21 protein-coding genes are annotated in these 25905 nt (G+C 69.9%); 15 read left to right on the top strand and 6 right to left on the bottom strand.

Annotated features, from left to right (window positions below; all coding sequences use genetic code 11):
• Window positions 1-331 precede the first annotated feature (331 nt).
• The 14 genes from WMF19_RS37200 to WMF19_RS37135 all read left to right on the top strand — a co-directional run bounded on the left by WMF19_RS37200 (window position 332) and on the right by WMF19_RS37135 (window position 15579).
• A complete protein-coding gene (locus WMF19_RS37200; RefSeq protein WP_437325431.1) occupies window positions 332-1027 on the top strand; it encodes a cytochrome c3 family protein in 696 nt (231 codons plus the stop codon).
• Window positions 1024-4023, top strand: coding sequence for a TAT-variant-translocated molybdopterin oxidoreductase (locus WMF19_RS37195; RefSeq protein WP_437894695.1), 3000 nt, complete (start codon window positions 1024-1026; stop codon window positions 4021-4023). Before WMF19_RS37200 ends, WMF19_RS37195 begins: the two co-directional genes overlap by 4 nt.
• On the top strand, window positions 4020-5453 hold the full coding sequence (nrfD, locus tag WMF19_RS37190) for an NrfD/PsrC family molybdoenzyme membrane anchor subunit (protein ID WP_272102442.1): 1434 nt from the start codon (window positions 4020-4022) through the stop codon (window positions 5451-5453). The genes WMF19_RS37195 and nrfD overlap by 4 nt, the downstream gene beginning before the upstream one ends.
• Window positions 5443-6210: a DUF3341 domain-containing protein gene (locus WMF19_RS37185; protein WP_437894694.1), complete on the top strand. Its 768-nt coding sequence runs from the start codon at window positions 5443-5445 to the stop codon at window positions 6208-6210. Before nrfD ends, WMF19_RS37185 begins: the two co-directional genes overlap by 11 nt.
• Entirely contained in the window at window positions 6207-6818 is a 612-nt protein-coding gene (locus WMF19_RS37180) for a c-type cytochrome (RefSeq protein ID WP_437325434.1), read from the top strand. Before WMF19_RS37185 ends, WMF19_RS37180 begins: the two co-directional genes overlap by 4 nt.
• Complete coding sequence (locus tag WMF19_RS37175; protein WP_437325435.1) at window positions 6815-8017, top strand: hypothetical protein; 1203 nt, start codon at window positions 6815-6817, stop codon at window positions 8015-8017. Before WMF19_RS37180 ends, WMF19_RS37175 begins: the two co-directional genes overlap by 4 nt.
• Before the next feature lie 10 nt (window positions 8018-8027).
• A complete protein-coding gene (locus WMF19_RS37170; protein WP_437894693.1) occupies window positions 8028-8678 on the top strand; it encodes a hypothetical protein in 651 nt (216 codons plus the stop codon).
• Window positions 8678-9520 carry an SCO family protein gene (locus tag WMF19_RS37165; protein WP_437894692.1) on the top strand — a complete coding sequence of 281 codons (843 nt, stop codon included), beginning with the start codon at window positions 8678-8680 and terminating at the stop codon, window positions 9518-9520. The genes WMF19_RS37170 and WMF19_RS37165 overlap by 1 nt, the downstream gene beginning before the upstream one ends.
• Window positions 9521-9550: 30 nt before the next feature.
• Window positions 9551-10495, top strand: a complete 945-nt coding sequence (coxB, locus tag WMF19_RS37160) for a cytochrome c oxidase subunit II (protein WP_272102436.1) — start codon at window positions 9551-9553, stop codon at window positions 10493-10495.
• A gap of 19 nt (window positions 10496-10514) precedes the next feature.
• On the top strand, window positions 10515-12152 hold the full coding sequence (ctaD, locus tag WMF19_RS37155; RefSeq protein WP_437325438.1) for a cytochrome c oxidase subunit I: 1638 nt from the start codon (window positions 10515-10517) through the stop codon (window positions 12150-12152).
• Entirely contained in the window at window positions 12149-12835 is a 687-nt protein-coding gene (locus WMF19_RS37150) for a cytochrome c oxidase subunit 3 family protein (protein ID WP_437325439.1), read from the top strand. The genes ctaD and WMF19_RS37150 overlap by 4 nt, the downstream gene beginning before the upstream one ends.
• A 15-nt stretch (window positions 12836-12850) precedes the next feature.
• On the top strand, window positions 12851-13357 hold the full coding sequence (locus tag WMF19_RS37145) for a cytochrome C oxidase subunit IV family protein (protein ID WP_437894691.1): 507 nt from the start codon (window positions 12851-12853) through the stop codon (window positions 13355-13357).
• A gap of 193 nt (window positions 13358-13550) precedes the next feature.
• Window positions 13551-15023 (top strand): sensor histidine kinase, encoded by a 1473-nt coding sequence (locus tag WMF19_RS37140; RefSeq protein ID WP_437894690.1) that lies wholly within the window; start codon window positions 13551-13553, stop codon window positions 15021-15023.
• Between the two features lie 7 nt (window positions 15024-15030).
• Window positions 15031-15579, top strand: coding sequence for a response regulator transcription factor (locus WMF19_RS37135; RefSeq protein ID WP_272102431.1), 549 nt, complete (start codon window positions 15031-15033; stop codon window positions 15577-15579).
• Window positions 15580-15666: 87 nt separating this feature from the next.
• Here the strand turns inward: WMF19_RS37135 and WMF19_RS37130 are convergent, their stop codons facing one another.
• A complete protein-coding gene (locus tag WMF19_RS37130; protein ID WP_272102430.1) occupies window positions 15667-16863 on the bottom strand; it encodes a trans-sulfuration enzyme family protein in 1197 nt (398 codons plus the stop codon).
• A gap of 85 nt (window positions 16864-16948) precedes the next feature.
• Here WMF19_RS37130 and WMF19_RS37125 point away from each other — a divergent pair, with 85 nt between their 5' ends.
• A complete protein-coding gene (locus WMF19_RS37125; protein ID WP_437894689.1) occupies window positions 16949-18613 on the top strand; it encodes a nitrite/sulfite reductase in 1665 nt (554 codons plus the stop codon).
• Between the two features lie 27 nt (window positions 18614-18640).
• Here WMF19_RS37125 and WMF19_RS37120 read toward each other — a convergent pair whose 3' ends face one another.
• From WMF19_RS37120 to WMF19_RS37100, 5 genes are all read right to left on the bottom strand, one after another.
• Window positions 18641-20758: an ATP-dependent helicase gene (locus tag WMF19_RS37120; RefSeq protein WP_272102428.1), complete on the bottom strand. Its 2118-nt coding sequence runs from the start codon at window positions 20756-20758 to the stop codon at window positions 18641-18643.
• Window positions 20759-20846: 88 nt separating this feature from the next.
• Window positions 20847-21836 carry a hypothetical protein gene (locus tag WMF19_RS37115; protein WP_437894688.1) on the bottom strand — a complete coding sequence of 330 codons (990 nt, stop codon included), beginning with the start codon at window positions 21834-21836 and terminating at the stop codon, window positions 20847-20849.
• A 51-nt stretch (window positions 21837-21887) separates the two neighbouring features.
• A complete protein-coding gene (locus WMF19_RS37110) occupies window positions 21888-23273 on the bottom strand; it encodes a serine/threonine-protein kinase (protein WP_437894687.1) in 1386 nt (461 codons plus the stop codon).
• A complete protein-coding gene (locus WMF19_RS37105; protein ID WP_437894686.1) occupies window positions 23270-24262 on the bottom strand; it encodes a serine/threonine-protein kinase in 993 nt (330 codons plus the stop codon). Before WMF19_RS37105 ends, WMF19_RS37110 begins: the two co-directional genes overlap by 4 nt.
• A gap of 191 nt (window positions 24263-24453) precedes the next feature.
• A complete protein-coding gene (locus tag WMF19_RS37100) occupies window positions 24454-25896 on the bottom strand; it encodes an extensin family protein (protein WP_437894685.1) in 1443 nt (480 codons plus the stop codon).
• Between the last annotated feature and the right edge of the window lie 9 nt (window positions 25897-25905).

The following is a 25905-nucleotide window of genomic DNA, read 5'->3' as shown; positions in this document are numbered from 1 at the left end:
CTCCCCCGGGCAGGCGGCCCCGGCGCGGTCGGCGGCCCCCGCTCGCCAGCCCTCCCCCTCCCCGGCTTCCCCGGGGGGGTTCTCCGGCCGGCGTCGATGTTTCGAGAATTTTTCGAGCCGGTGTCGCGTCCAGTTTCCACCCGTGTCGTAAGGACGGACGCCTGTATCCGCGGCAAAGTGCCGCACCCCCGCGGCGGCCTGCCGCGGCGTGGACCTTCAGTTATCCACAGCGGCAATCTGCCGCAGTCACGCGGCACTTTGCCGTCTTGTCGCACCCCGCCAGCAAGCCATAACTGCGCCCGCGCGTCCCTCCGACGCCCACCACAACCCTATGGCGCGGTTCCTGTTCCCACGATGGGCCAACAAAGTGGTTCCGTTGGGGCTGCTCTTCGGAGTCCTGCCCCTCGGCGCCGCTGTGATCGGCGGATTCTGGTACTACGGTACCAACAAACATATCGAGGTTGGGTATCAGCCGGATCAACCGGTTGACTATTCCCACAAGCTGCACGCCGGCGACCTCGGTATCGACTGCCGCTACTGTCACAGCACAGTAGAGGTCTCCAGCTTCGCCGCAGTTCCCCCCACCGAGACGTGCATGAACTGTCATGCCAAGGTGCGGCGGGACAGCGAAAAGCTCCTCCTCGTCCAGGAGAGCTGGGCGACGGATCAACCCATCCCCTGGGTGCGCGTCCACAACCTGCCGGACTACGCCTATTTCGACCACTCGGCCCACCTGGCCGCAGGGGTCGGCTGCGTGAGCTGTCACGGCCGCGTGGACCAGATGCACAAGGTCCGGCAGGTCCAGCCGCTCTCGATGGGATGGTGCCTGGACTGCCACCGCAATCCGGGTCCCAACCTCCGCAATCCCGCCGACGTCACCAAGATGGATATGGCACCCGCGACGGCCGCCATGGCGGGCGCCGGCATCCCGGCGAGCCACGAGCCTTACAACGATCGCGTGCCAGCGGTCACTTCCTCCGGGCGGCAGGTGCAGGCGCCGCTTCACTGCTCGGGGTGCCACCGATGAGTAAACGAACTCCTCTCCCCCTCGCCCAGGACCTCTCTGGAAAGACCTACTGGCGCAGCTTGAACGAGCTCTCCGGCTCGCCCGACTTCGTCGACGCGCTCGGGCGCGAGTTCCCGCCGGCCGCGTTCGAGCCGCCGGAGGGCGTCGGGCGGCGCACGTTCCTGAGCCTCATGGGCGCGTCGCTCGCGCTCGGTGGCCTCGTGGGCTGCCGCCGGCCCGTCGAGCAGATCCTGCCGTACTCGCGGACCCCGGAGGAGGTCATCCCGGGCAAGCCGCTGTTCTTCGCGACGGCGCTCCCGATGATGGGCACGGCCTTCGGCGTCATCGTCGAGAGCCACGAGGGGCGGCCCACCAAGATCGAGGGCAACCCGAAGCACCCCGATAGCCTCGGCAGCACCACCCTCTACACCCAGGCCGCGGTCCTCGACCTCTACGATCCCGATCGCAGCAAGTCGCCGCGCGAGGGCGCGAACGAGAAGTCCTGGGACGACGCCGCGGCGTTCCTCCGCACCGAGGGCGACAAGCTCCGCGGCCGCGGCGGCAAGGGCCTCACGATCCTGACCGAGGCGCACCGGTCGCCGACGCTGGCCGCGCGCCTCGCGGATCTCCGCAAGACGCTGCCCGAGGCGCGCGTCGTCCGGTACGAGCCCTTCTCGCGCGACGCCGCGCGGGAGGGCGCGCGGCTCGCGTTCGGCAAGCCGCTCGAGACCACGCTCGACCTGACGAAGGCGCGCGTGATCGTCGCGCTCGACGCCGACCTGTTCGCCTCCGACGGCAGCCCGCTCAAGCAGGCGCGCGCGTTCTCGGCGGGCCGCGCGGTCGACAAGGACCCGAAGGCGATGAACCGCCTCTACGCCGTCGAGAGCACCTTCACGATCACCGGCGCGGCCGCGGATCACCGGCTCCGCATCCAGAGCCGCAAGATCCCCGCCTTCGCCTTCGCCCTCGCGACCGAGCTCGGCAAGCGCGGGGTCGCGCTCGACGCGGAGCTGCTCAAGGCGCTCGAGGGCAAATCGGAGGGGCTCGACGCCAAGGCGACGCGGCACGTCGCCGCCATCGCCGCCGACCTCGCCGCCAACCGGGGCCAGGGCGCGGTCGTGGCCGGGCGCTCGCTGCCGAAGGAGGTCCACGGCCTCGTGCACCTCATCAACCTCGCCCTCGACAACACGGGCAAGGCGGTCCGGCTCGTCGCGCCCTTCGACGACTCGCGCGAGGGCCCCGAGGCGCTCGTCGAGCTCGCGCGCTCCATCGAGAAGAACGAGGTCGAGACGCTGATCATCCTGGGCGGCAACCCGGCCTTCGACGCGCCCGCGGACGCGCGCTTCGCCGACGCGCTCGCCAAGGTGGCCGTGAGCGTGCACGTCTCGACGCACGTCGACGAGACGAGCGAGCGGACCAAATGGCACCTGAACCGCGCCCATCCGCTGGAGTCGTGGAGCGACGTCCGGGCGGAGGACGGGACGGCCAGCGTCGCGCAGCCGCTCATCGCGCCGCTCTTCGGCGGCAGGACGGACGCCGAGGTCATCGAGCTCCTGCTCGGCGGCTCGCGGACGGCGTACGACCTGGTGCGGGCGACCTGGCTGACCGCCGAGGGCGCGAAGCGCACCGAGGACGACTTCCGCCGCGCGCTGCACGACGGCCTCGTCGCGGGCACCCAGCTCGCGGACGAGCAGGTGGCCGCCGCGGCGCAGGGCGCGATCGAGGCGCTGCGCGCGTTCGCGCCCGCAGCGGGCGAGGGCCTGGAGGTGACCTTCCGGCCCGACGTGCACGCGTGGGACGGCCGGTTCGCGAACAACGGGTGGCTCCAGGAGCTGCCCCACCCGATGACGAAGCTCACCTGGGGCAGCGCCGCGAACCTCTCGCCCTCGACGGCGGCGCGGCTCGGCCTGAAGGACGGCGACGTCGTCACGCTGACGGGCAGCGGGGCGTCGGTGCGGATCCCCGTCCTCGTCGCGCCGGGGCAGGCGGACGACTCGGTGGGCATCACCGTCGGCCAGGGCCGGCGCGCGCAGCTCCGGGTCGGCCACGGCGTCGGCGTCGACACGACCCCGCTGCGGAAGAGCGACGCCTTCGAGCTCGCCGGCGGCTTCTCGCTGGAGAAGGCCGGCGAGGTGGTGGCGCTGGCGCGCACCCAGGAGCACTTCGTGATGGAGGGCCGCCCGCTCGCGCGCGAGGGGACGCTCGACGAGTTCCAGAAGGACGCGGAGTTCGCCGCCAAGCAGGTGCACGTGCCGCCGCTGCTCAGCCTGTTCAAGGAGCCGAACCGGCGGCAGGGGCACGCGTGGGGCATGAGCATCGATCTCAACGCCTGCATCGGGTGCAACGCGTGCGTGGTCGCCTGCCAGGCCGAGAACAACATCCCGGTCGTCGGCGCCGAAGGCGTGCGCATGACGCGCGAGATGCACTGGCTCCGGATCGACCGCTACTTCCAGGGCACGGACCCGAACGAGCCGGAGAGCATCCAGCAGCCTCTCCCCTGCCAGCACTGCGAGAACGCGCCGTGCGAGCAGGTCTGCCCGGTCGCCGCCACGACGCACAGCCCCGAGGGGCTGAACGACATGGCGTACAACCGGTGCGTCGGCACGAAGTACTGCGCCAACAACTGCCCTTACAAGGTCCGTCGCTTCAACTTCCTCGAGTACGGCCAGCCGGACTCGGAGGAGCGGAAGATGCAGTTCAACCCCAACGTCACCGTCCGATCGCGGGGCGTCATGGAGAAGTGCACCTTCTGCGTGCAGCGGATCAACCACGCCAAGATCGACGCCAAGCGAGAGGGTCGGGACCACATCAAGGACGGCGAGATCGTGACCGCGTGCCAGGGCGCTTGCCCGACGCAGGCCATCGTCTTCGGCGACCTCGACGACGCCACGAGCCAGGTGGCCGCCACGTCCGCTAGCCCGCGCGGTTACAGGCTGCTGGACGAGATCAACACCAAGCCGCGGGTCACCTACCTCGCCAAGATTCGCAACAAGAACCCGGAGCTCGCCGACGCATGAGCGCCACAGCACCCCTCCAGGTCGACCACCCCCGGCTCTCGGACCGCGCCGCCCTCTTGGACGAGGCGCCCCTCGTGCAGGGGAAGGACGACTTCCGCTCTCTCACCGACAAGGTCTCGGGCATCATCCTCAGCAAGCGCCCCCCGGGGTGGCTCGTCCTGCTGTGCCTTGCCCTCAGCATCCTCCTTATCCTCGCCGGCTCGCTCGCTCACCTCGTCGGTACCGGTATCGGTATCTGGGGGCTGAACACCACGGTCAACTGGGCGTGGGACATCACCGGCTTCGTGTTCTGGGTCGGTATCGGCCACGCCGGCACGCTGATCAGCGCCATCCTCTTCCTCTTCCGCCAGAAGTGGAGGACGAGCATCAACCGCGCCGCGGAGGCGATGACGATCTTCGCGGTCGCGTGCGCCGCCATCTACCCGGTGGCCCACCTGGGCCGGATCTGGTTCGCCCACTGGCTGTTCCCGATCCCGAACCAGATGAGCATCTGGCCGAACTTCAAGAGCCCGCTGCTCTGGGACGTGTTCGCCGTCTCGACCTACGCGACGGTCTCGACCCTGTTCTGGTTCGTCGGGCTCATCCCTGATCTCGCCACGATCCGCGACCGGGCCACGACCCGGACGAAGCAGATCGTCTTCGGGATCCTCTGCCTCGGCTGGCGCGGCTCGCACCGCCACTGGCTGCACTACGAGAAGGCCTACCTCATCTTCGCCGGGCTCTCGACGCCGCTCGTGCTCAGCGTGCACACGATCGTGTCGTTCGACTTCGCCGTCTCGATCGTCCCCGGCTGGCACACGACGATCTTCCCGCCGTACTTCGTCGCGGGCGCCATCTTCAGCGGGTTCGCGATGGTCGTCACGCTGATGGTGTTCGCGCGGAAGGCGTTCGGCCTCGAGGGCCTCATCACGATGCGGCACCTCGAGAACATGAACAAGGTCATCGTCGCGACCGGCACCATGGTCGGGTACGCGTACGGGATGGAGCTCTTCATCGCCTGGTACAGCGGCAACGGCTACGAGCAGTTCGCCTTCCGGAACCGCATCCTCGGCCCGTACGCCTGGGCCTACTGGACCATGGTGAGCTGCAACGTGATCTTCCCGCAGCTCTTCTGGTTCAAGAAGGTGCGCACCAGCATCCCCGCGATGTTCATCCTCTCGATCCTGGTCAACATCGGGATGTGGTTCGAGCGCTTCGTCATCATCGTGACGAGCCTCCACCGCGACTTCCTCCCCTCGAGCTGGACCTACTTCCGCCCGACCATCTGGGACATCTCGACGTTCTTCGGTTCGTTCGGCCTCTTCTTCACGCTCTTCCTGCTGTTCGTCCGCTACCTGCCGATGGTCGCGATCAGCGAGGTGAAGGGGGTCACGGCGGCGGCCGATCCTCACGGCTCGCACAGCAACGACGAGGCTCATCATGCAGCGTAACAGCGATGCCCGACGCCAGAAGCGCTCCGGGAAGCCCGCCTCGGCCGAGGAGGCACGAGCGCACAAGGGCTCCGCGCGCGACAGCCAGCCCGACATCGAGCCGCAGGGCCACGTGCCCGAGGACGACGCGGAGTACTCCGAGCCCCACGACAGCGGGCCGCACGGTCAGGCCGCGCTCTCGATCGAGCGCAAGCTGGAGCGCAAGGCCGAGCAGGAGGCGGACGGGGAGTCGGCCCTGTTCGGGATCATGGGCTACTTCACGAGCCCGAAGGACATCTATCACGCGTGCGAGGCGCTCCGGGACGCCGGGTACAGCCGCTTCGACGCGCACACGCCGTTCCCCGTGCACGGGCTGGAGAAGGCGATGGGGCTCAAGCCGTCTCCGCTGCCGTGGCTCGTGCTCGGCGGCGGCACGGCGGGGCTCGCCAGCGCCATCGCGCTCGCCTGGTACACGCAGTACTACGACTATCCGCTCATCATCAGCGGCAAGCAGTCTTTCTCGTACCAGGCCTTCATCCCCATCTTCTTCGAGCTCACGGTCCTCTTCGCGGCGCTCACGTGCTTCTTCGGGCTCTTCGCGCTCGGGCGCCTGCCCACCCTGTTCCACCCCACCATGACGCACCCCTCGTTCCCGCGCGCGACCGACGACGCCTTCTTCATCAGCGTCGAGGCGAGCGACCCGAAGTTCGATTCCACGGAGACGCGCAGCCTCCTCCAGCGCCTCGGCGCCCAGGGCATCCGGGAGGTCTCGTCGTGAAGCGCTGGAGCATTCCCCTCCTCCTCGTCCTGGCAGGCTGCCGTGGACAGGCGAGCAGCGATCCCCCGATCCACGTCTTCGGAGACATGGACTGGCAGCCCAAGTTCCAGCCCGAGGAGGGCACGCGCCTGTTCCCCGACGGGCGGGCGATGCGGCCGATCGTCGAAGGCACGGTGGCCCAGGGATCGCTCGACGAGAGCGAGGCCTTCCGCACCGGCAAGGAGAAGGACGGCGAGACGTTCCTGGCGTTTGCGCCCATCACCGTCGATGAGGCGGTGATCCGGCGCGGCCAGGATCGCTTCCACATCTACTGCACCCCGTGCCACGACCACAGCGGGAGCGGCCAGGGCATGGTGGTGAAGCGCGGATACCCGCCCCCCATCGACCTCGCGTCGGACCGGGCCCTCGGCCTGCCCGACGGCGAAATCTTCAACGTCATCACGAACGGCGTGCGCAACATGCCGGCTTATCGGAAGCAGATCCCGGTCAAGGACCGGTGGGCGATCGTCACGTGGGTGCGCGTGCTGCAGCACAGCCAGCACGCGCACATCGACGACGTGCCCGAGGCCCAGCGGGGCAACATCGCGAAGGAGAGCGGAACTCCATGAAGTCCCACGGAAGTGCTCTGGCCGAGGACACGAAGGTCCTCGATCCGGCGGTCGCGAAGCGGCTCGTCTCGGGGAGCATGGTGCTGGCGATCGTCGGCGTTGTGCTCTCGGCGGCGGCGGCGGTGACGGACACGAAGCGCTTTGCGTTCTCGTACCTCACCGGCTTCACGTGGCTCGTGACGATCGCGCTCGGCGCGCTGTTCTTCGTGATCATCCAGCACCTGACGCGCGCGCGCTGGTCGGCGGCCGCGCGCCGTCACATGGAGTGGATGAGCGGCATCCTGCCCGCCTGCATCGTGCTGTTCCTCCCGGTCGCGGTGCTCGCCCACGACATCTACCATCACTGGATGGGGCCCGACGCCGCGAACGATCATGTGCTCCACCAGAAGGCGCCCTACCTGAACCCGACCTTCTTCTACATCCGCGCCGTGGTGTTCCTCGCGGCGTGGGCGGGCCTCGCGCTCTGGTTCATCAAGACCTCCCGCGCGCAGGACAAGAGCGCCGATTTCCGGCCCACCGCGAGGATGCGCGCCGGCGCGGCCCCGGCCGTCATCGTCTTCGCCCTGACCATCTCGTTCGCGGCGTTCGACTGGCTGATGAGCATCGACCCGCACTGGTACTCGACGATCTTCGGCGTCTACGTGTTCGCCGGCTCGGCCACGAGCTCGCTCTCGGCGCTCGCGCTGATCACGATCGCGCTCCACAAGGCGGGGCTCCTGCGCAAGGTGAGCAACGTCGAGCGCCAGCACGACATCGGCAAGCTGCTCTTCGGGTTCACGATCTTCTGGGCCTACATCGCGTTCTCGCAGTTCATCCTGATCTGGTACGCGAACATCCCCGAGGAGACGATCTTCTACCGCCACCGCTGGGAGGGCTCGTGGCACGTCGTGAGCCTGGCCTTGCTGTTCGGGCACTTCGTCATCCCGTTCCTCGTCCTCCTGTCGCGGCACGCGAAGCGGAGCCCGCTCGTGCTCGGCGCGGCGTCGGTGCTCCTCCTCGTGATGCACTATGTCGACCTCTACTGGCTCGTCATGCCGAACGTGGATCACCACCTGCACCTGAGCTGGATCGACCTCGCCGGCCTGCTCGGCCCGCTGGGCGTGGGAGCCTGGATGCTCGCGCTCCAGGCGGCCAAGAGCCCGCTGTATCCCCTGAACGACCCTCACCTTGCCGAAGCGGCTCGGATCGACAACCCGTAAGGAGCCGGCCATGAGCGAAGCGACCGACAACACAGCGACCGATCACGACGAGGCCCAGGCCGAGGCGGATCGACCGAACAACTCGCTCATCTTCGTGATCGTGATCGCCACGCTGTTCTCCATCGTGGTGACCGTGCTCTTCGTCAACGAGATCTTCAAGTCGACGATGGAGCACGAGATCTCGAGCAAGGTGCTCGAGCCGCCGAACAGCGCGCTCCGCGGCCTGCGGGCCATGGAGCAGGAGCGGCTCAGCCGTTACCAGTGGGCCGACGAGAAGAAGGGCGTCGTCCGCATCCCGGTCGATCAGGCCGTCGCGCTCACGCTGAAGGACTACCAGGAGAGGCGCGTGAGGAGCGCGGCCGCTCCCGCTGCGACGGCCGAGCCCGCGCAGCCCGCGGACGGCGCGGCGAAGCCCGACGAGGGCGCCGCCGCCGGCGAGCCGTCGAAGGGCCAGGACGCAGCGAAGCCGGGCGACAAGGACGCGGCGAAGCCCTCGGACGCCGCCAAGCCTGCCGCCACGGCCACGCCTGCGAAGCCTGCCGAGTCGGCCAAGCCGGCCGAGGCCGTGAAGCCCGCCAAGCCCGCGGACGCGAAGCCCGCCCAGCCTGCAGGCGCGGCGCCCAAGCCTGCGGCCCCGGCGACCCCCGCTCCGGAGCAGTGATGTCCCGCCCGCTGTCTAGCCTGCTCGCCGTTCTCGCGCTCGTGGTGGCCACGGTCACCCCGGCGCGGAGCGCGCGAGCTGCGGACACGACCATCCCCACCGAGCTCACCGGCATCGACATCGACGAGCGGCCGGGAGCCCTGCTCCCGCAGAAGCTCCGGCTCCGCGACCAGTCGGGGCAGGAGGTCGAGCTCGCCAGGTACGCGGCGGGGGACAAGCCCCTCGTCCTGGTGCTCGGTTACTTCGAGTGCCCGATGCTGTGCTCGCTGGTCCTGAACGGCGTGCTCCAGGCCATGAAGGAGAGCGCCTGGAGCGCGGGCAAGGAGTACCGCACCCTCGTCGTGAGCTTCGACCCCCGGGACACGCCCGAAGCCGGGCGCAAGAAGCGGGCGAACTACATCGAGGCGTACGGCAGGCCGGTCACCGGCGACGGCTTCGACTTCCTCGTCGGCGACGAGGCGTCGGTGCGCGCGCTCGCCGACGCGGTGGGCTTCCACTACCGGTGGGACGAGACGACCCAGCAGTACGCGCACGCGGCGGGCGCGTTCGTCTTCACGCCGGATGGACGCCTGTCGCGCACGCTCTACGGCATCTCCTTCCCACAGAAGAACTTCGGCCTCGCGCTGCGCGAAGCGGGCAGCGGGCAGGTCGGGAGCACCTGGGATCGCGTGCTCTTGTTCTGTTTTCACTACGATCCCAACGCCCGAGGGTACGTCCTGGCGACGAAGCGGCTGATGATGGCGTCAGGCGCGGTCACCGTCGTGCTCCTCGGGCTCTGGCTGATTCGCTTCTGGCGGACTGAACGCTCCCGCACGAGGGTGCGCGTAAACGAGGCTTCCTAGGTACAAGGTGGCGGAGCCACAACTATGGTGATGAAAAACCCGATCGAACTCGGCTCCTTCTGGCTGCCCCGCCAGGGCTCGACGCTCGCTGAGCGAATCGACTCCGCGTGGGCTGCGGCTTACTGGGTCTCCGTCCTCTTTTTCATCCTGGTGGCGGGGGCGACGGTCCTCTTCGCCATCAAGTACAAACGGCGCAGCGAGCGCGACAAGACGAGCCCCATCGACCACAGCACGACGGTCGAGGTCGTGTGGACGCTGATCCCGCTCGCCATCGTGATCTCGCTCTTCTTCGTGGGCATGCGCGGCTACGTGCACGCCTCCGTCGCGCCGGCCGAGGCCTACGAGATCAACGCCACGGGCGAGATGTATCTGTGGACGTTCACCTACCCCGACGGGACGACGACCGTGAACGAGCTCGCCGTGCCGCGGGGGCGTCCGGTGCGGATCATCCTGAGCTCGAAGGACATCCTCCACGCCTTCTTCATCCCGGAGTTCCGGGTGAAGCAGGACGTGGTCCCGGGCTCGTACACGTCGGTGTGGTTCGAGGCGACCGAGGCGCGCGAGACGGTGCTCCTGTGCGCCGAGTACTGCGGCTCCGGTCACTCCGACATGATGGCCACCGTCAAGGTGCTGGAGCCGTCGGATTTCGACAAGTGGCTCGAGGGCAACAACAACAGCGACCTGCCCCCCGAGGAGCTCGGCAAGCTGCTCTTCGCCAAGCGGAGCTGCGCGACCTGCCACTCGCTCGACGGGACGCGGATCCAGGGCCCGTCGCTCAAGGCTGTCTTCGGCCGCGAGGAGGAGCTCGCGGACGGGGCCAAGGTCGTCGTGGATGAGAACTACATCCGCGAGAGCCTGTTCAACCCCGGCGGCCAGGTCGTGCGCGGCTATCCGCCGGTGATGCCGTCGTTCAAGGGGCTCCTGAAGGACAAAGAAGTGGACGCGCTCATCGCTTATCTGAAGACGGTGAAGTGAGCGCCGGGGAGAAGCAGTCATGTCGCAGACCGTAACAACCCTCGACGTCAATACGGCACCCGACGGCGGCCACGGAACGGACTACATCCGGGCCCAGAGCGGGATCATGTCGTGGCTCACCACGGTCGATCACAAGCGGATCGGCCTGATGTACCTCATCAGCACGTTCATCGCGTTCGCGATGGGCGGCGTGTTCGCGCTCATCCTCCGGCTCGAGCTCCTGACGCCGAAGGAGACGATCATGAGCGCGAACACCTACAACCAGATGTTCACGCTGCACGGCGCGGTGATGACGTTCCTGTTCATCATCCCGAGCATCCCCGGCGCGCTCGGCAACTTCCTCCTGCCGATCATGATCGGCGCGAAGGACGTCGCCTTCCCGAAGCTGAACCTCCTCAGCCTGTACCTCTACTGGATCGGCGCCCTCTTCACGCTGTCGTCGCTCATCACGGGCGGCATCGACACCGGCTGGACGTTCTACGTGCCGTACTCGAGCACGGTGACCACGACGTCGGTCCTGAGCGTCACGTTCGGCGTATTCATCCTGGGCTTCTCCAGCGTGCTCACGGGGCTGAACTTCATCGTCACGATGCACAAGCTCCGGGCGCCGGGGATGGGCTGGTACAAGATGCCGCTCATGCTCTGGGCGATTTACGCGACCAGCATCGTCCAGATCCTCGCCACGCCGGTCCTCGGCATCACGCTCCTCCTGCTCATCGCGGAGCGCGCGTTCCACATCGGCATCTTCGACCCGGCGCTCGGCGGCGACCCGGTGCTCTACCAGCACTTCTTCTGGTTCTACAGCCACCCGGCCGTCTACATCATGATCCTTCCGGGCATGGGCATCATCAGCGAGCTCATCTCCGTCCACGCGCGGCGCAGGGTCTTCGGCTACAAGGCGATCGCGTTCTCCAGCGTCGCCATCGCCCTGGTCGGCTTCCTCGTGTGGGGCCACCACATGTTCACCTCGGGCCAGAGCGAGTTCGCGGCGATCATGTTCTCGTTCCTGACCTTCCTCGTCGCCATCCCCAGCGGGGTCAAGGTCTTCAACTGGATCGCGACGCTGTGGCGCGGCTCCATCAGCTACAGCGCGCCGATGCTGTACGCGCTGTCGTTCCTCATCCTCTTCTCGATCGGCGGACTCACCGGCATCTTCCTCGGGATGCTCAGCGTCGACCTGCACCTCCACGACACGTACTTCGTTGTCGCGCACTTCCACTACGTGATGGTCGGCGGCACCGTCATCGCCTACATCGGCGGGCTCCACCACTGGTGGCCCAAGATCACCGGGAAGATGTACTCGGAGCGGCTCGCGACGATCTCCTGCGCGCTCGTCTTCATCGGCTTCAACGTGACGTTCTTCTCGCAGTTCATCATGGGCAGCCGCGGGATGCCGCGCCGCTACTACAACTACCTGGACCAGTTCCAGCCGCTGCACGCCTTCTCGACCGTGGGCTCGTGGATCCTGGGCCTCGGCTTCCTCGTGATGATCATCTGCTTCATCAAGTCGCTGCGCTCCGGCGCGCCGGCGCCGGCGAACCCCTGGGGCGGCCTCAGCCTCGAGTGGACCACCGCCTCCCCGCCCATCACCGAGAACTTCGTCCGCACCCCGGTCGTGACCAAGGGCGCATACGACTTCAACACGGAGAACGCATGAGCGCGCACGCCGAGGCCGCCGACCGGCCGAACAAGGCAGGCACCGCCCTGTCCCCCGACTTCCACGTCGCCCATCATTTCGATTCCGCCGACACGCAGTTCGACGCCGGCCGGATGGGCATCTGGCTCTTCCTGGTCACGGAGATCCTGCTCTTCGGCGGGCTGTTCTGCGCGTTCGCCATCTTCCGCGGCTGGTTCTTCGATTCGTTCGTGGAGGCCCACCACCACCTCGACAAGGTGATGGGCGGCATCAACACGATTGTGCTCATCTGTTCCAGCCTCACGATGGCGCTCGCCGTCCGGTCTGCGCAGAGGAGCGACAAGAAGAACACCACCCGGCTGCTCGTGGTGACCCTGCTCTGCGCGGCCGTATTCCTCGTGATCAAGTACTTCGAGTACCAGCACAAGTTCCACGACGGCCTGCTGCCCGGGAAGTACTTCACCGCCCAGGGCTTCACAACGGCCCACGCGGGGACGTTCTTCGCCATCTACTTCATGATGACGGGCATCCACGGCCTGCACGTCGTCATCGGGATGGGGCTCATCACGTGGATCCTCATCCGCAACACGCGCGGTGAGTTCTCGAGCCGTTACTACTCGCCGGTCGAAGGGGTGGGGCTGTACTGGCACCTCGTCGACCTCATCTGGATCTATCTCTTCCCCCTGCTCTACCTGGTGGGCTGAGGCCTAGAGGACCGCATGTCGACACACGCAGAAGCAGCCGGCGCGCACGGGCACGGGCACGGCCATGGCCATGGCGCCGATCACGTGCCTCACGTCCTGCCGCTCAAGGTCTACATCGCCACGTGGCTCGCGCTGCTCGTGCTCACGGTCGTCACCGTGGGCGCGAGCTACGTCGACCTCGGCGCCGCCAACCTGGCGATCGCGATCATCATCGCGACGACGAAGGCGGGCGTCGTGGCGCTCATCTTCATGCACCTCAAGTGGGACCATAAGTTCCACGCCCTGATCTTCGCGTCGTCGCTCATCTTCCTGGCGATCTTCATCGGCTTCACGATGTTCGACACGGCCAACCGCGGCCGGGCCGAGCAGATCGAGGCCGAGCGGCCGGCGGACATCAAGGCGCCGTTCGACGGCAAGCGCGCCGCCGACGACTGGAGGATGAAGCGCTCGCACAAGGCGCCGCCGCCGCCCGAGCACGGCGAGCACGGCGCGCACGGCGGCGGAGCCGAAGAGGCCAAGTGACCGGCCCGGGGCCGAGCGCCCCGCCGGCACGAGGTCGGATGTAATCCGGCCAACAATCTCAAGTCAGTGGTTTCGCTGGGGTTTTTCCTGATAGCCCCAGGATGTGGGCCGGGGCGCACCTCGCGCGTGCTCGCGGCTTTCGTGCGCGGTACAAGGGAGCGGATGCAAGGCAACGTCGGAAGGTTGCTCCGGGATGGACGCCGGACGCCTCGACCGCGCCCTGGAAAGCCTCTCTGTCCGCGCGCGGATGCAATCCTCCTTCCAGCCATGGTCGCTTGACGCAGGTCCCGACCCCGCCAAGAGCAGCGCGCCCCCGGCGGCGCGCCGGCGGCTCGCGGTCCTGCTCTCCGGGCCGAAGCCCCCATCCTGGGACACCGCCGACAGGTGGCTGATCCAGCTGCGGTGGGGGGCGATCGCGGGGATGATCGCGACGACGGTCGCGGGCAGGAAGCTCGTCCCCGACCTCGGGCTCGCTCCGCTGATCGTCGGCATCGCCGCGATCGCGGCGGCCAACGTCGCCTGGACCTTCCGGGTCCAGCGCGCGCGCCGGCCGAACGGGGGCGAGCCCTCGGCGCGCGAGCCCGCGCAGGATCACGCGCGCGCCCAGCTCGTGGGCGACGTGCTCGCGAACGCCTGGATGCTCTGGTTCTCGGGCGGGCTGGCGAATCCTTTCGCCGTCTTCCTCGCCTTCCACATCGCCCTCTCCGGCCTCCTCTGCCCGCGGCGCACGACCGTACTCGTGGGCCTGTTGACGCTGGCCGCGATCGCCGTGCTCACGTACGCGGCGCCGCTGCCGCTCGACGCGGCGCCGCTCGGCGGCGAGCGCATCCGGCGGCTCGGCGACCTCGTGTCGCTCACGTCGCTGACGCTGTTCCTCGGCTTCTTCGTCGTCGTCTACGCGCACAGGCTCGAAGAGCTCCGGCAGCAGAGCCAGCGGAACGAGCGGCTCGCGATGCTCGGCCGCATGGTCGGCGGGATGTCGCACGAGCTCAGCACGCCGCTCGCGACGATCCTCCTCGCGAGCAAGGACCTCGTCGACGTGGCGCGGGAGACGGGCTCCGAGGACGCGGCGCGCATGGCCGAGACCGTGGCCGGCGAGGCGCGCCGCGCGAGCGACATCATCGGGCTGATGCGCGGCCAGATCCGGCTCGATCAGCGGCTGGAGCCGCTGGAGCTCACCCGCTTCGTGCGCGACCTGACGAAGGTCGAGCTCGCGCGGCTCGGCTACCGCGGCGCGCTCGCGTTCGACACGCCGCGGCCGGTGCAGGCGGACGTGCTGCGGCCGGCGCTCTGCCAGGTGCTCGTCAACCTGCTCGTCAACGCCGCCGAGGCGACGGCCGGCTCGGCCGAGCAGCGGATCGAGGTGAGCGTCGTCGAGCGCGGCGACGTCTGCGAGATCGCGGTCTCCGACAACGGGCCGGGGCTCAACCCCGACATCGCCGGGCGGCTCGGGGAGCCGTTCCAGACGACGAAGATGGAGCAGGGGGGCATGGGGCTCGGGCTCTACATCAGCTCGATGATGGCCTCCCGCATGAACGCGGTGCTGCGCATGGAGAGCGTCGAGACCGGCGGCGCGAAGGCGACCTTGCGCCTCCGCCTCGACGGGAGCACGGACCCCATGGACGCGGATCTCCCCGGCGCGCTGAAGCGCTCCGGGGCCGCCTGAGGTGAAGATGACGCGACGGATCGAGACGGCGCTCCTCGTGGACGACGACGACGCGTTCCGCACCACCCTGCAGGGCGCGCTGCGCCGCCGCGGGGTCGTGGCGAGGACCGCGGCGACGATCGACGAGGGGCTCGTGGCGCTCGAGTACGAGCCGGTGGACCTCGTGGTCATCGACTACCGCATGCCGCGCGGCGACGGGCTCAGCGCGCTCGCCCAGTACCGCAAGCTGCAGCCCGACGCGGCGATCGTGATGCTGACCGGGTTCGGGGACATCCCGCTCGCGGTGGCGGCGATGCGCGAGGGCGCCGACACGCTGCTCAGCAAGCCCGTCGACGCGGACAAGCTGCTGCGCGAGGCCGCGAACCTCCGGGACCGCCAGCGCCCCCCGCCCTCGGCGGCGCCGACGCCGCCGCCGGGGAGCCTGAAGCTCGACGATCTCGAGCGCGAGGCGATCCGCGCCGCGCTGAGGGAGTCGGGCGGCGTGGTGGCCACCGCGGCGAAGCTGCTGGGGATCGATCGGCGGACGCTGCAGCGGAAGCTGAAGAAGCTCAGTTAGCTCCGCCCGCCAGGAGCCCGGCCACGGATGGCCGGGCTTCTGCGCCGCTTCGCGGCGGATTCGCGCGGGCGGCCCCCGCTGGCGCGGCTAGGGCTTGCCGAGCGCGTCGAGCGCGCCGACGATGTCCCTCACGACGTCCTCGGTCTCCTCGATGCCGACCGACAGGCGGATCAGCGCGGGGGAGATGCCGATCGCCGCGAGCTGCTCGTCGCTGAGCTCGTGGAAGCTCATGATGCAGGGCTGCTCGATGAGCGTCTCCACGCCGCCGAAGCTCGGTGCGATCGCCGCGATGCGCGCGCCGTCCACGACGCGCGACGCCGCCTCTCGCCCGCCGCGCACGATGAAGCTCACGACCCCGCCGAAGCCGCGCATCTGCTCGGCCGCGACCTTGTGATCCGGGTGCGACGGGAGCCCCGGGTAGAACACCCGCTCCACCGCGGGGTGCGCCTCGAGCGCGCGCGCCACGGCGAGCCCTGTCGCGTTCTGCCGCTCGACGCGGAGCGCGAGCGTCTTCATCCCGCGCCCGATCAGCGCCGCGGCGTGGGGATCCATGATGCTCCCAAGGACGCTCCGCATGTCGCGGATCAGCGAGATGAGCGCGCTCGATCCGGAGACCGCGCCGCCGAGGACGTCGTTGTGCCCCGACAGGTACTTGCTGGCGCTGTGGACCACGAGGTCGATGCCGCGGCCGATCGGGTCGGAGTTGCAGGGGGTCGCGAACGTCGCGTCGACGACCGTCTTCACCCGCGCCTTCTTGCAGATCTCGGCGAAGCGGGACAGGTCGATACAGTGGAGGTAGGGGTTCGTCGGCGACTCGCTGAGCGCGAAGCGCGTGCGCGGCCGGATGGCCGCCTCGAGCTGATCGAACGCGCCCGGGTCGATCAGCGTGTGCTCGACGCCGAGCCGCGAGAGCACGTTGATCACGAACTGCCGTGTGCGGCGGTACACGTCGCGGAACAGGATGACGTGGTCGCCCGCCTTGAGGAGCGCGAACGCCGTGGTCGTCACCGCCGCCATGCCGCTCGCGAAGAGCAGGGCGTCCTCCGCGCGGTCGAGCGCCGCGATGCGCTGCTCGACCTCGCGCACCGTGGGATTGCCGTAACGGCCGTACTCCTGCCGCTCGGGATCCGCGTCGCCTCCGGCGAAATAGCGCTCGAGGTCCGCCGTGTCCGCAAAGGTGTACGTCGCCGTCTGCGCGATCGCAGGCGCGAGGGTGTGGGAGGGGCGCTGGCGGAGTACGCCCGCGTGCACGGCTTCGGTCGAGTTCGGCAGAGCGGTCTTCATGGTGCTGGAGGCCGGATACCACGTGGAACCGACCGTGATAATTGTCGCACTTGACGCGTCGGAAATATAGGGAATACCATCGGTTATGTCGCAACGAGTCGAGCGCCTTGCGGCGGCCATCGACGTACACGCCGAGAACGTCGCCAAATTCAAACGTGGTGAGCTGACCCCCGACCAGTTCCGCCCGCTGCGGCTGGCCATGGGTGTCTACGCGCAGCTCGCGCACGTGAAGCACATGCAGCGGATCAAGATTCCTGGAGGGCAGCTCACGGCTGCGCAGCTGGAAGCCCTCGCAGAAGTCACGGAGCGGTGGGGGCGCGGCCTAGCGCACGTCACGACCCGCCAGGACATCCAGCTCCACTACCTGGAGATCGAAGAGACGATCGACCTGCAGCGCGTGCTCGTGCGCGCGGGGGTGACGACGGTCGGCGCGTGCGCGGACACGCTCCGCAACATCACCGCGTCCCACCTCGCTGGCGTGGTCGAGGACGAGGTGTTCGACGTGACGCCCTACGCGCACGCGGTCACCGAGCACTTCCTCTTCCACGAGCACAACCGGCGGCTACCGCGGAAGTTCAAGGTGGCCTTCTCGGGGAGCGCGCGCGATCACGCGCAGATCATGATCAACGACGTCGGTCTGCTCGCGAAGATCGGCGACCGCGGGCGCGGCTTCGCGGTCTACGTGGCCGGCTCGCTCGGGTCGACGCCCGAGATCGCGCACCTCTGGAAGGAGTTCATCCCGGAGGCCGATCTGCTGCCGGTGTGCGAGGCCGTGGTGAGCGTGTTCCACCGGGACGGAGAGCGGAAGAACCGGAAGAAGGCGCGGCTCAAGTTCCTGCTGCGCAAGATCGGCGAGGCGGAGTTCCTGCGCAGGCTCGACGAGGAGTTCGCTCGCATCAAGGCGGAGCGCGGCGAGGCGCTCGCGGCCGAGCTGACGGAGCAGGTGGCCGGGTACCGGGAGAACGATCCTCCCCCGCTCACGCCGCTGCGGGAGACGCTCGGCGACGGCGCGTTCGCGCGCTGGAAGCGGACCAACACGATCGCGCAGAAGCAGCCCGGCTACCGGGTGGCGACCGTCAAGCTGCCGCTCGGCGACATCACCGGCGAGCAGCTGAGGCGCCTGGCCGACATCTCGCGGCGCTACGGCAACGGCGAGGTGCGGGCGACGAACACCCAGAACTTCGTGCTGCGCTGGGTGCCGGAGGGGCAGCTGCTCAGCCTGCACCGCGAGCTCTCGCAGATCGGCCTCGCCGAGGCGGACTCGGGGCACATCACGGACGTGGTGACCTGCCCCGGCGGCGACTACTGCACGCTCGCGATCACGAAGAGCATGGAGGTCGGCACGCGCATCCGGGATCACCTGGTGCCGAACGGCAGCCGCCAGGAGACCGACGACTTCGTCAGCGCCCTCGGCGAGTTCGACATCAAGATCTCGGGGTGCCCGAACTCGTGCGGCCAGCACCACGTCGCGGACATCGGGATGACGGGCCTGATGGTGAAGGGCAAGGACGGCGTGGAGCGCCCGCACTACTCGCTCCGCGTGGGCGGCTGCTGCGGCCCGAGCGCGCGCATCGGCGAGCGCCTCGACGGCCGCATCCCCGAGGAGGAGACGCCCAAGGTCATCGCCGCGATCGCGCGCTTCTACATGGCCGGCCGCGCCGAGGGCGAGAGCTTCCGCGACTTCGTCACGCGCAAGGGCGTGCAGGAGATCACCCGCGCCGGCTTCGCGGCCGCCGAGGGCGCCCTCTGACCGAGCCCCCGCCGTCCCGCGCCCCGCTCAGCTGCGGCGGCGCGGGATGAGGGGGGGATCGCCTGCGAACGGGTTCATCGACAGCGCGGCCAGCACGCCGGCCGCGCCCGCCTTCACCTTCTCCATCCCCGGTGCGACGGGCGCGAGCTCCTCGCGCTCCTCCAGGAGCTCGGGGGGGATCTCGAGCATGAACCGGCTCGGCGTCCTCGGCACCATCTTGCCGCGCGAGCCGCGGTGCTTGGCCCGCGTGAGGTAGAGCCGATCGCGGGCCCGGGTGACCGCGACGTAGAAGAGCCGCCGCTCCTCCTCGATGCTGTGACCGCCCGTGTCGCCGCCCTCCGCGCCGCTCGGCGCGGCGTCCGTGGCGCGCTCGTCGAGGCTGCGCTGGTGAGGCATCAACCCCTCCTCCAGGCCGATCACGAACACGTACGGGAACTCGAGCCCCTTCGCGCCGTGCATCGTGGTGAGCGTCACCCGATCGGTGGCCTCCTCTTCCTCGGAGTCCTGCCGCAGGGCGAGCAGCCGCAGGAACTCGGCGAAGCTCGCGCGGTCCCCCTTCCCCTTCTCGTCGCGGCGCGCGAAGACGTTGAGCAGGCCCTCGATGTTGCCCCAGCGGCGCGCCGCGGCGTTGGCCGTGGACGAGCCGGCCATGATGTCTTCCTTGAAGCCGGCGTCGGCGAGGAGCGCGCGGGCGACCTCCGCGGAGGGCTCGCCGCGCTCGAACCGCGCGCGCGTGGCCTCGATGATCCGGAGCAGCTGGCGGCAGCCCTCGATCGCGGCGGCGGTCAGCTCGTGGACGGCGTGCGGCCGCGACACCGCCGTCCAAAGCGTCGCGTCGTGCGCCGTCGCGTAAGCGCCGAGCTTGGCCACCGCGACGTCGCCGATGCCCCGCGCCGGGTAGTTCAGGATGCGCCGCAGGCACATCTCGTCGCCCGGGTTGAGCGCGACGCGGAGGTAGGCGATGAGATCCTTGACCTCCTTGCGCTCGAAGAACTGCTGGCCGCCGATCATCCGGATCGGGATCTGCCGCTCCTTGAGGGCCGACTCGATCGCGGCCGCCTGGAGGTTCGAGCGGTACAGCACGGCGATGTCCTTCGGCCGCGCGGCCTCCCGCTCCAGGAGGCGCTGCGCCTCCGTGGCCACGAAGCTCGCCTCGACGTCGGGGTCCACGCAGATGATGGACCGCACCTTGTCGCCCTCCACGCGGGTGGCGATGAGCGACTTCTTGTGCCGCCGGGCGCCGGACTTGGCGAGCACCGCGTTCGCGACGTCGAGGATCGGCTTGCGGGAGCGGTAGTTGTGCTCGAGCTTGACGACCTTCGCGCCCGAGAAGTGCTCCTCGAAATCGAGGATGTTGCGCACGTCGGCGCCGCGCCAGGCGTAGATCGACTGGTCGTCGTCGCCGACGACGACCACGTTGCGGTGCTCGCCGCAGAGCAGGCGCAGGAGCTCCAGCTGGGCGCGGTTCGTGTCCTGGTACTCGTCGACGATCACGAAGCGGTAGCGCATCCGCCAGCGCTCGAGGACGTCGGCGCGCGACTGCCAGAGGCGGACCACCTCGCAGATGAGATCGTCGAAGTCGAACGCCTGGAACGAGCGCAGCGCCGCCATGTAGCGCGGGTACACGAGCATCGAGATCTCGTCGTACTCGTCGATGCCCTTGCCCTGCCGCTGCGCCTCGGCCCAGGTCTCGGCGTCGAGGAACGCGTTCTTGGCGTTCGAGATGCGCGAGAGGATCGCGCTGACGTCGTAGCTCTTGCCGGCGCGGAGCTCGCGGAGGATCTCGCGGATGACCCCCAGGGCGTCGGACTGGTCGAAGATGGCGAAGGAGCCGCCGCGCAGGCCGAGGGCGCGGGTCTCCGCGCCGAGGACGTCGAGCCCGAAGCGGTGGAAGGTGCAGACCTTGAGCTCGCGCGCGACCTTGGAGCCGACGAGCTTGCCGACGCGCTCGTGCATCTCGGCGGCGGCCTTGTTGGTGAAGGTCATCGCCAACATGGAGCGCGCCGGGATGCCGCGATCGAGGAGGCGGGCGATCCGCGTGGTCACCACGCGCGTCTTGCCGGAACCTGCGCCGGCGAGCACCAGCATTGGCCCGAGCTCGTGCTCGACGGCCGCACGTTGAGACGGGTTCAATAAGTCCGACACCGTGCCGTGGCCTAGCCCGGCGCGCGGCGGAGCGGGAGCTTGATTTTGTCGGAGCGCGGAGGAGGCGCGAGATGCCCGCTGGAAAGGCTCAGATGCCGGGCGGCGTGGCGAACTGCCCCGGGAAGGGGTCCGCCTCCCGGCGGCGCTGGACCTCGTCGAACGTCCAGGGCGTCGTCCCGCGCTCGTTGAAGAGGGCCACGCCGATCACGCCGACGTTCCTCGTGTCGCCGTGCTTCTGGTTCGCGTAGGAGCCGCGGACCGAGCCGAAGCGGAACGCGGCGACCGTGTCCACGGACTGGCGGAAGCCGTCGATCTCGAGCTCGCCGTGGGGATCGATCAGGTAACCGCGCTTGCTGAACGCCGCGGCCTGGCCGTCCATGACGTCGAGGCCGTCGACGGAGACGACGCACTCGAGCCGGTTCGGCGTGAGGTTGCGCAGCACGATGCTGTAGCGCTGGCCGGCCTCGCCGACGACGTGGGTCTTCTCGCCGGCGACGAAGCCGCTCAGGAAGCCGCCGCCCTCGCCGCGGAGCCCGACCGCGACCGCGCCGCCGGCCAGCGTGAAGGCCTGCGGCGACGTGCGGCGGAAGCCGGACGCGCTCGCCATGGCGCGGGCGCCCTCGGCGTCGTTGTAGAACAGGCTCGCGACGACGAAGGGGCGGTTGACGTCGGCCCGGACGAACGGCGCGGTCGAGATGCGCGACACGCGCGTCTCACCCCACTCGGTGCCGAGGCCCGGGCGATCGATGGGCTCCGGCGCGACCTGGCTGCTCGGCGCCTTGCGCGCCGCCCCCTCGGCGCGCGAGGCGCCGCCCGTGGCGGAGGGCTGCTCCAGCGCGGCCGAAGGCGCCGCGGGCGAGGCGTCGGGCGACGGCGGCGCGGCGGGCGCGCCCGGCTCGAACGCGGCGCCGTCCTCGAACCCCTGTGCGCTGGAGGGCTCGGGAGCGCCCGTGATCGCGCGTCCCCCCTTTGCCGTGGAATCCGCCGGCCGGGCCGCGGTGCTGCCGCCGCAGCCGGCGGTGCCCGCGAGGAGCGATATCGCCAAACAAGCCAGCCCGATTCGTCGCATCCGGTTCATGGTCCCTCCACTCCGCATTGCGGTGTCGACCAAGGAACGGGCTCGACGAGGCTACCTTACAGCCGAGCGCGCCTGCGCCGCGGCGGGCGCGGACGGCGGCGCAGGCGCGGCGTGCTCGCTCGCCGCGATCGAGCGCTGCCCGAGCGCGAGCCCGAGCGCAGCCGACGCGACGGCAAGCGCGCCGATGGCGAGCGCGCAGACGGCGAGCGCGGAGGCGCGCGACGCCGCACGGGCGACGGGCCGCGCCGGAGGTGCGCGCCGCATCGAGCGCGCCCTCGGGCGGCGCGAGAGGCGCGCGGCGCCGGCCGACGCGGCGAGCAGCTGTCGGCGGAGCAGCTCGGCGGGCACCTCGCCGCGCGCAGGCGTGCAGGCCGCGACGGCGTCGGCCGTGGTCGGGGTGAGCGCGGTCGCGCTGACCGCCGGCGCGGCGCTCGACTGCGATCCGTCGTGCAACCGGCCGTGCAATCGGCGCACAGCGGCTTCCATGTCGGCGGCCGTCTGGAAGCGATGCTCGGGCGCCTTCGCGATCGCGCGCAGGATCAGCTGCTCGAGCGCCGCCGGGATCGGCTGCGGCGCGAAGCGCGAGGGAGGAGGAGGCTCCCGCTCGCAGTGAGCGAAGCGGAGCGCGTCGCCCCGGCCGCGCAGCTCGTCGAAGGGGCCTCGCCCGGCGACGAGCTCGTAGAGGACGAGGCCCATCGCATAGATATCCGCGCGCGGATCGATCGGCTGGGCGGCGCACTGCTCGGGCGCCATCGTCCTGGGCGTGCCGATGACGGCGTCCGGGGCGGTCATCGAGGCGCTTGCGTGGAGGAGCTTCGCGACGCCGAAGTCGAGGACCTTGAGCGTGCCGTCATCGCACAGGAACAGGTTCTCGAGCTTGAGATCGCGGTGGACGATGCCCGCCGCGTGCGCGAGCGACAGCGCGGACAGGGCCTGCAGGACCAGGTCGAGCGCTGTCGGGACCGCGACCACGCCGAGGCGCGCGAGCTCGGTCCGGAGATCGCGCCCCTCGAGGAGCTCCATGGCGAAGTAGGGGCGGCCGCCGTCGGTCGCGCCGAGGTCGAACACGCCGGGGAGGCCCGGGTGGCGCAGGCGGGCGATCGAGCGCGCCTCGGCGCGCAGGCGCGCCGAGAGATCGCTGCGGCCGGCGTGGCTGCGGTGCAGCACCTTGACCGCGAACCGGCGGCCGAGCGCCCGGTGCTCGACCTCGTACACCTCGCCCATGCCGCCCTGACCGAGCAGGCGCAGCACGACGTACGGCGTGCCCCGGAGCGGCTCCCCCTCGCCCAGCGCGCGGAGCGGCCACGCGTCTTCGAGCGGCTCGCCCTCGCCTCTCGCGCGGAGCGGCCGCGCGAAAGGGGCCCTCGGCGCGAGCGACACCCCGCCCGCGTAGAGCAGCGTGCGCGCCCCGGAGCACTCGGCGGACGCGCCGCTCATCGCGCCCCTCCGGCCGCGAGGCGCGCCCGCGCGCTGCGCTCGCCGTCCGGCGGCGAGGGGCGCCCCGCCCCGCCGAGAGCCGGCGTCTCCCTGCCCCCGTCTTCGCCCTGCGCCTCCGCGAGCGCGGCGGCCATCGCGTCCGCCGTCTGCCAGCGGAGCCCCGGATCCTTCTCGAGCGCGCGCGCGACGGCATGATCGAGCGCCGGAGGCACCCAGAGCAGCGAGCGAAGCCGCGGCGCCGGTGTGCCGAGGTGCGCCCGCATCACCGCCATCGAGTCGACCACCGGAAACGGACCACGCCCGGTGATCGCCTCGAAGAGCAGGAGGCCCACCGCGTACACGTCGGTGCGAGCGTCGACCTCCTCGCCGCGGATCTGCTCGGGCGACAGGTAGCGCGGCGTGCCGAGGACGTTCGAGCCTGTCGACGGCTCCAGCCCCTCGCGGCTCACCTTCGCGATGCCGAAGTCGATGAGCACGGCGTGCTCGGCCTCGGGCGCACCGGACGCGCTGTCCAGATCGGCCAGGCCCTGCTCGGCGCAGCTCGATTGCGCGAGGAAGACGTTCGCCGGCTTGATGTCGCGGTGGACGACGCCGGCGCGGTGCGTCGCCGCGAGCCCGCCGAGCACCTGGATGGCGACGCGCACGGCGGTGGGCGGCGCGAGCGGTCCGCGCGCGTCGAGCCGCTCGCGCATCGTCTCGCCGAAGAGGCGCGGCATGACGAGGAAGGGCCGGCCGTCGCTCGTCACGCCGACCTCCTCGACCTTCACGATGTGGGGATGGCTCAGCGCCGAGAGAGTGCGCCCCTCCTGGACCAGGCGCGCTCCGATCTCGCTCGACCCGTCGTGCATGGCGCGGAGCAGCTTGAGCGCGCGCAGCTGGCCGCGGCGCCCGGTCACCTCGAAGACCTCCGAGCACGAGCCTGCTCCGATCCGACGGAGCACACGGTAGGAAGTCCCCGGCAGCGGCTGTCCGTCTCTCTTTTGCACCATGTCCGTCGACCTCCCTTGCGGGGGCGCGCGGCGGAGCGCCGGCGCCTTCGTTCGGGAAGGGAATCGTCGCTCTCGCGGCGGAAGTTGCGCGAACAAACCGCTCAGATCATCAAAAAACGCGCAATCAACGGATGTGCAGTGCGGCGCGCTGCGAGCCGTTCAGGGCTGTACAAGGGGCGCGCGGCCTTCGCTCAGTGATAGAGGAACCACCGGACGCCCGGCTTGATCTCCATATGATAATGGTCGACGTGCGCCGCATTGAAATTGGGCGTCAGCACATATGTAAAAATCCCGAGATCCGCCGCTTCGCACACGATGGACCGGAGCTCGCGCGCCTCGGGGAGCTCGGGCTGGGGCGCCCCCTCACCGCAGGTCTTGTCCCCGATGCGGCCGTGGAAGTGGCGCGCGACGCTGATCCAGGTGCCGTCGCGCTTCTTGAGCGCGCCGACGTCGATGGCCAGGCCGGCGGGGTGCCGCGTGCCAGGCGGAGCCCACGTACCGCGAGGCTTCTGCGCTGCATCGCTGCGCAGAGCGACGTCGCCACGGTGCTTGACCGCAGACGTCGTGGCCCGGGTCGGCTCCACGGCTTTGCGCCGAGCAGCGCGGCGCGCTCCGACCTTGCCGGCGGCCTTGGCTTGCCCGCTGCGCGCCGCGATCGTGCGCGTGCGCTGGCCAGGAGCCTTGGATGCGGCGCTTGGCTCGGCTTCCGAGGCGCCCTTCTCCTTCGGCGCGGCCTGCGCTGCGGCCTTCTCCTTCGGCGCGGCCTCGGCCGCCCCCTTCTCCTTCGGCGCAGCCCCCGCTGAGGCCTTCTCTTTCGGCGCGGCCCCCGCTGAGGCCTTCTCCTTCGGCGCAACCCCCGCTGAGGCCTTCTCCTTGGGCCCGGCCTCCGCCGCCCCTTTCTGCGCCGGCCCGGCCTCCACTGCGGCCCTCGCCTTGGGCGCGGCCTGCGCTGCGGCCTTCTCCTTCGGCCCGGCCTCGGCGGCCCCCTTCTCCTTCAGGCGTCGCGGTGGCTCATCAGGCGCCTTGGACGCCCCATCGAGCGCGCCCTTCTTGCCGAGCTCCACCGGCGGCGCGGGCTCGACCGGCGAGGCCTGCCTCGTCGATTCCTCGCGGGCAGCGCCGTCCGCAGCCTCTGCCTGCTTCACCGCGCTGTCCGCGGCCCTCGCGTGGGCGATCGGGTGCCCGTGCTCTCCGTCGCCGTCCACGCCCTCGCCGCCGCGCATCGGCACGTTGGGCCGATACATCGTGTAATGGACGACCTCGTCGATATCGTGCCTCGAGAGCACGGCCGCGAAATCGTCGAGGGCGAGCGCGAGGCGCGCGTCCAGGATCTCGAACAGGCTCGTCACGCGCTGCTCGGGCGGGAGCACCGAATGAAAGTACACGCCGTTCAGCCGACCCGTGAGCCGGATCGGAGCGCGCACCCCGGGCGCGTGGTCGACCTTGAGATACAGGATCTTCCGGCGATCCAGCTCCGCCAGCGCCTCTTCGTTCGTCATGTTGGCATAGCGGTACGCCGGGGACGCCTCGGCGACGCTCGCCTCCGGCATCATGAGGAACGGCGACGCGGCCGACGCGGGCGCCGGACCGAGCGTCGCGACGGACGCAAGCAGCGCGCAGACCAGCGGCTTCATCAGACAGCG

It is taken from the genome of Sorangium sp. So ce124 (genome assembly GCF_051525235.1).
GTDB lineage: Bacteria > Myxococcota_A > Polyangia > Polyangiales > Polyangiaceae > Sorangium > Sorangium atrum.
Note: the sequence above shows the minus strand (reverse complement) of the source record. Positions and strands in the feature narration are given on the sequence as shown.

Coding starts and splice junctions, on each gene's coding strand:
- WMF19_RS37200 (WP_437325431.1), top strand. CDS start 332: ATGGCGCGGTTCCTGTTCCCACGATGGGCCAACAAAGTGGTTCCGTTG.
- WMF19_RS37195 (WP_437894695.1), top strand. CDS start 1,024: ATGAGTAAACGAACTCCTCTCCCCCTCGCCCAGGACCTCTCTGGAAAG.
- nrfD (WP_272102442.1), top strand. CDS start 4,020: ATGAGCGCCACAGCACCCCTCCAGGTCGACCACCCCCGGCTCTCGGAC.
- WMF19_RS37185 (WP_437894694.1), top strand. CDS start 5,443: ATGCAGCGTAACAGCGATGCCCGACGCCAGAAGCGCTCCGGGAAGCCC.
- WMF19_RS37175 (WP_437325435.1), top strand. CDS start 6,815: ATGAAGTCCCACGGAAGTGCTCTGGCCGAGGACACGAAGGTCCTCGAT.
- WMF19_RS37170 (WP_437894693.1), top strand. CDS start 8,028: ATGAGCGAAGCGACCGACAACACAGCGACCGATCACGACGAGGCCCAG.
- WMF19_RS37165 (WP_437894692.1), top strand. CDS start 8,678: ATGTCCCGCCCGCTGTCTAGCCTGCTCGCCGTTCTCGCGCTCGTGGTG.
- coxB (WP_272102436.1), top strand. CDS start 9,551: ATGAAAAACCCGATCGAACTCGGCTCCTTCTGGCTGCCCCGCCAGGGC.
- ctaD (WP_437325438.1), top strand. CDS start 10,515: ATGTCGCAGACCGTAACAACCCTCGACGTCAATACGGCACCCGACGGC.
- WMF19_RS37150 (WP_437325439.1), top strand. CDS start 12,149: ATGAGCGCGCACGCCGAGGCCGCCGACCGGCCGAACAAGGCAGGCACC.
- WMF19_RS37145 (WP_437894691.1), top strand. CDS start 12,851: ATGTCGACACACGCAGAAGCAGCCGGCGCGCACGGGCACGGGCACGGC.
- WMF19_RS37140 (WP_437894690.1), top strand. CDS start 13,551: ATGGACGCCGGACGCCTCGACCGCGCCCTGGAAAGCCTCTCTGTCCGC.
- WMF19_RS37135 (WP_272102431.1), top strand. CDS start 15,031: ATGACGCGACGGATCGAGACGGCGCTCCTCGTGGACGACGACGACGCG.
- WMF19_RS37130 (WP_272102430.1), bottom strand. CDS start 16,863: ATGAAGACCGCTCTGCCGAACTCGACCGAAGCCGTGCACGCGGGCGTA.
- WMF19_RS37125 (WP_437894689.1), top strand. CDS start 16,949: ATGTCGCAACGAGTCGAGCGCCTTGCGGCGGCCATCGACGTACACGCC.
- WMF19_RS37115 (WP_437894688.1), bottom strand. CDS start 21,836: ATGAACCGGATGCGACGAATCGGGCTGGCTTGTTTGGCGATATCGCTC.
- WMF19_RS37110 (WP_437894687.1), bottom strand. CDS start 23,273: ATGAGCGGCGCGTCCGCCGAGTGCTCCGGGGCGCGCACGCTGCTCTAC.
- WMF19_RS37105 (WP_437894686.1), bottom strand. CDS start 24,262: ATGGTGCAAAAGAGAGACGGACAGCCGCTGCCGGGGACTTCCTACCGT.
- WMF19_RS37100 (WP_437894685.1), bottom strand. CDS start 25,896: ATGAAGCCGCTGGTCTGCGCGCTGCTTGCGTCCGTCGCGACGCTCGGT.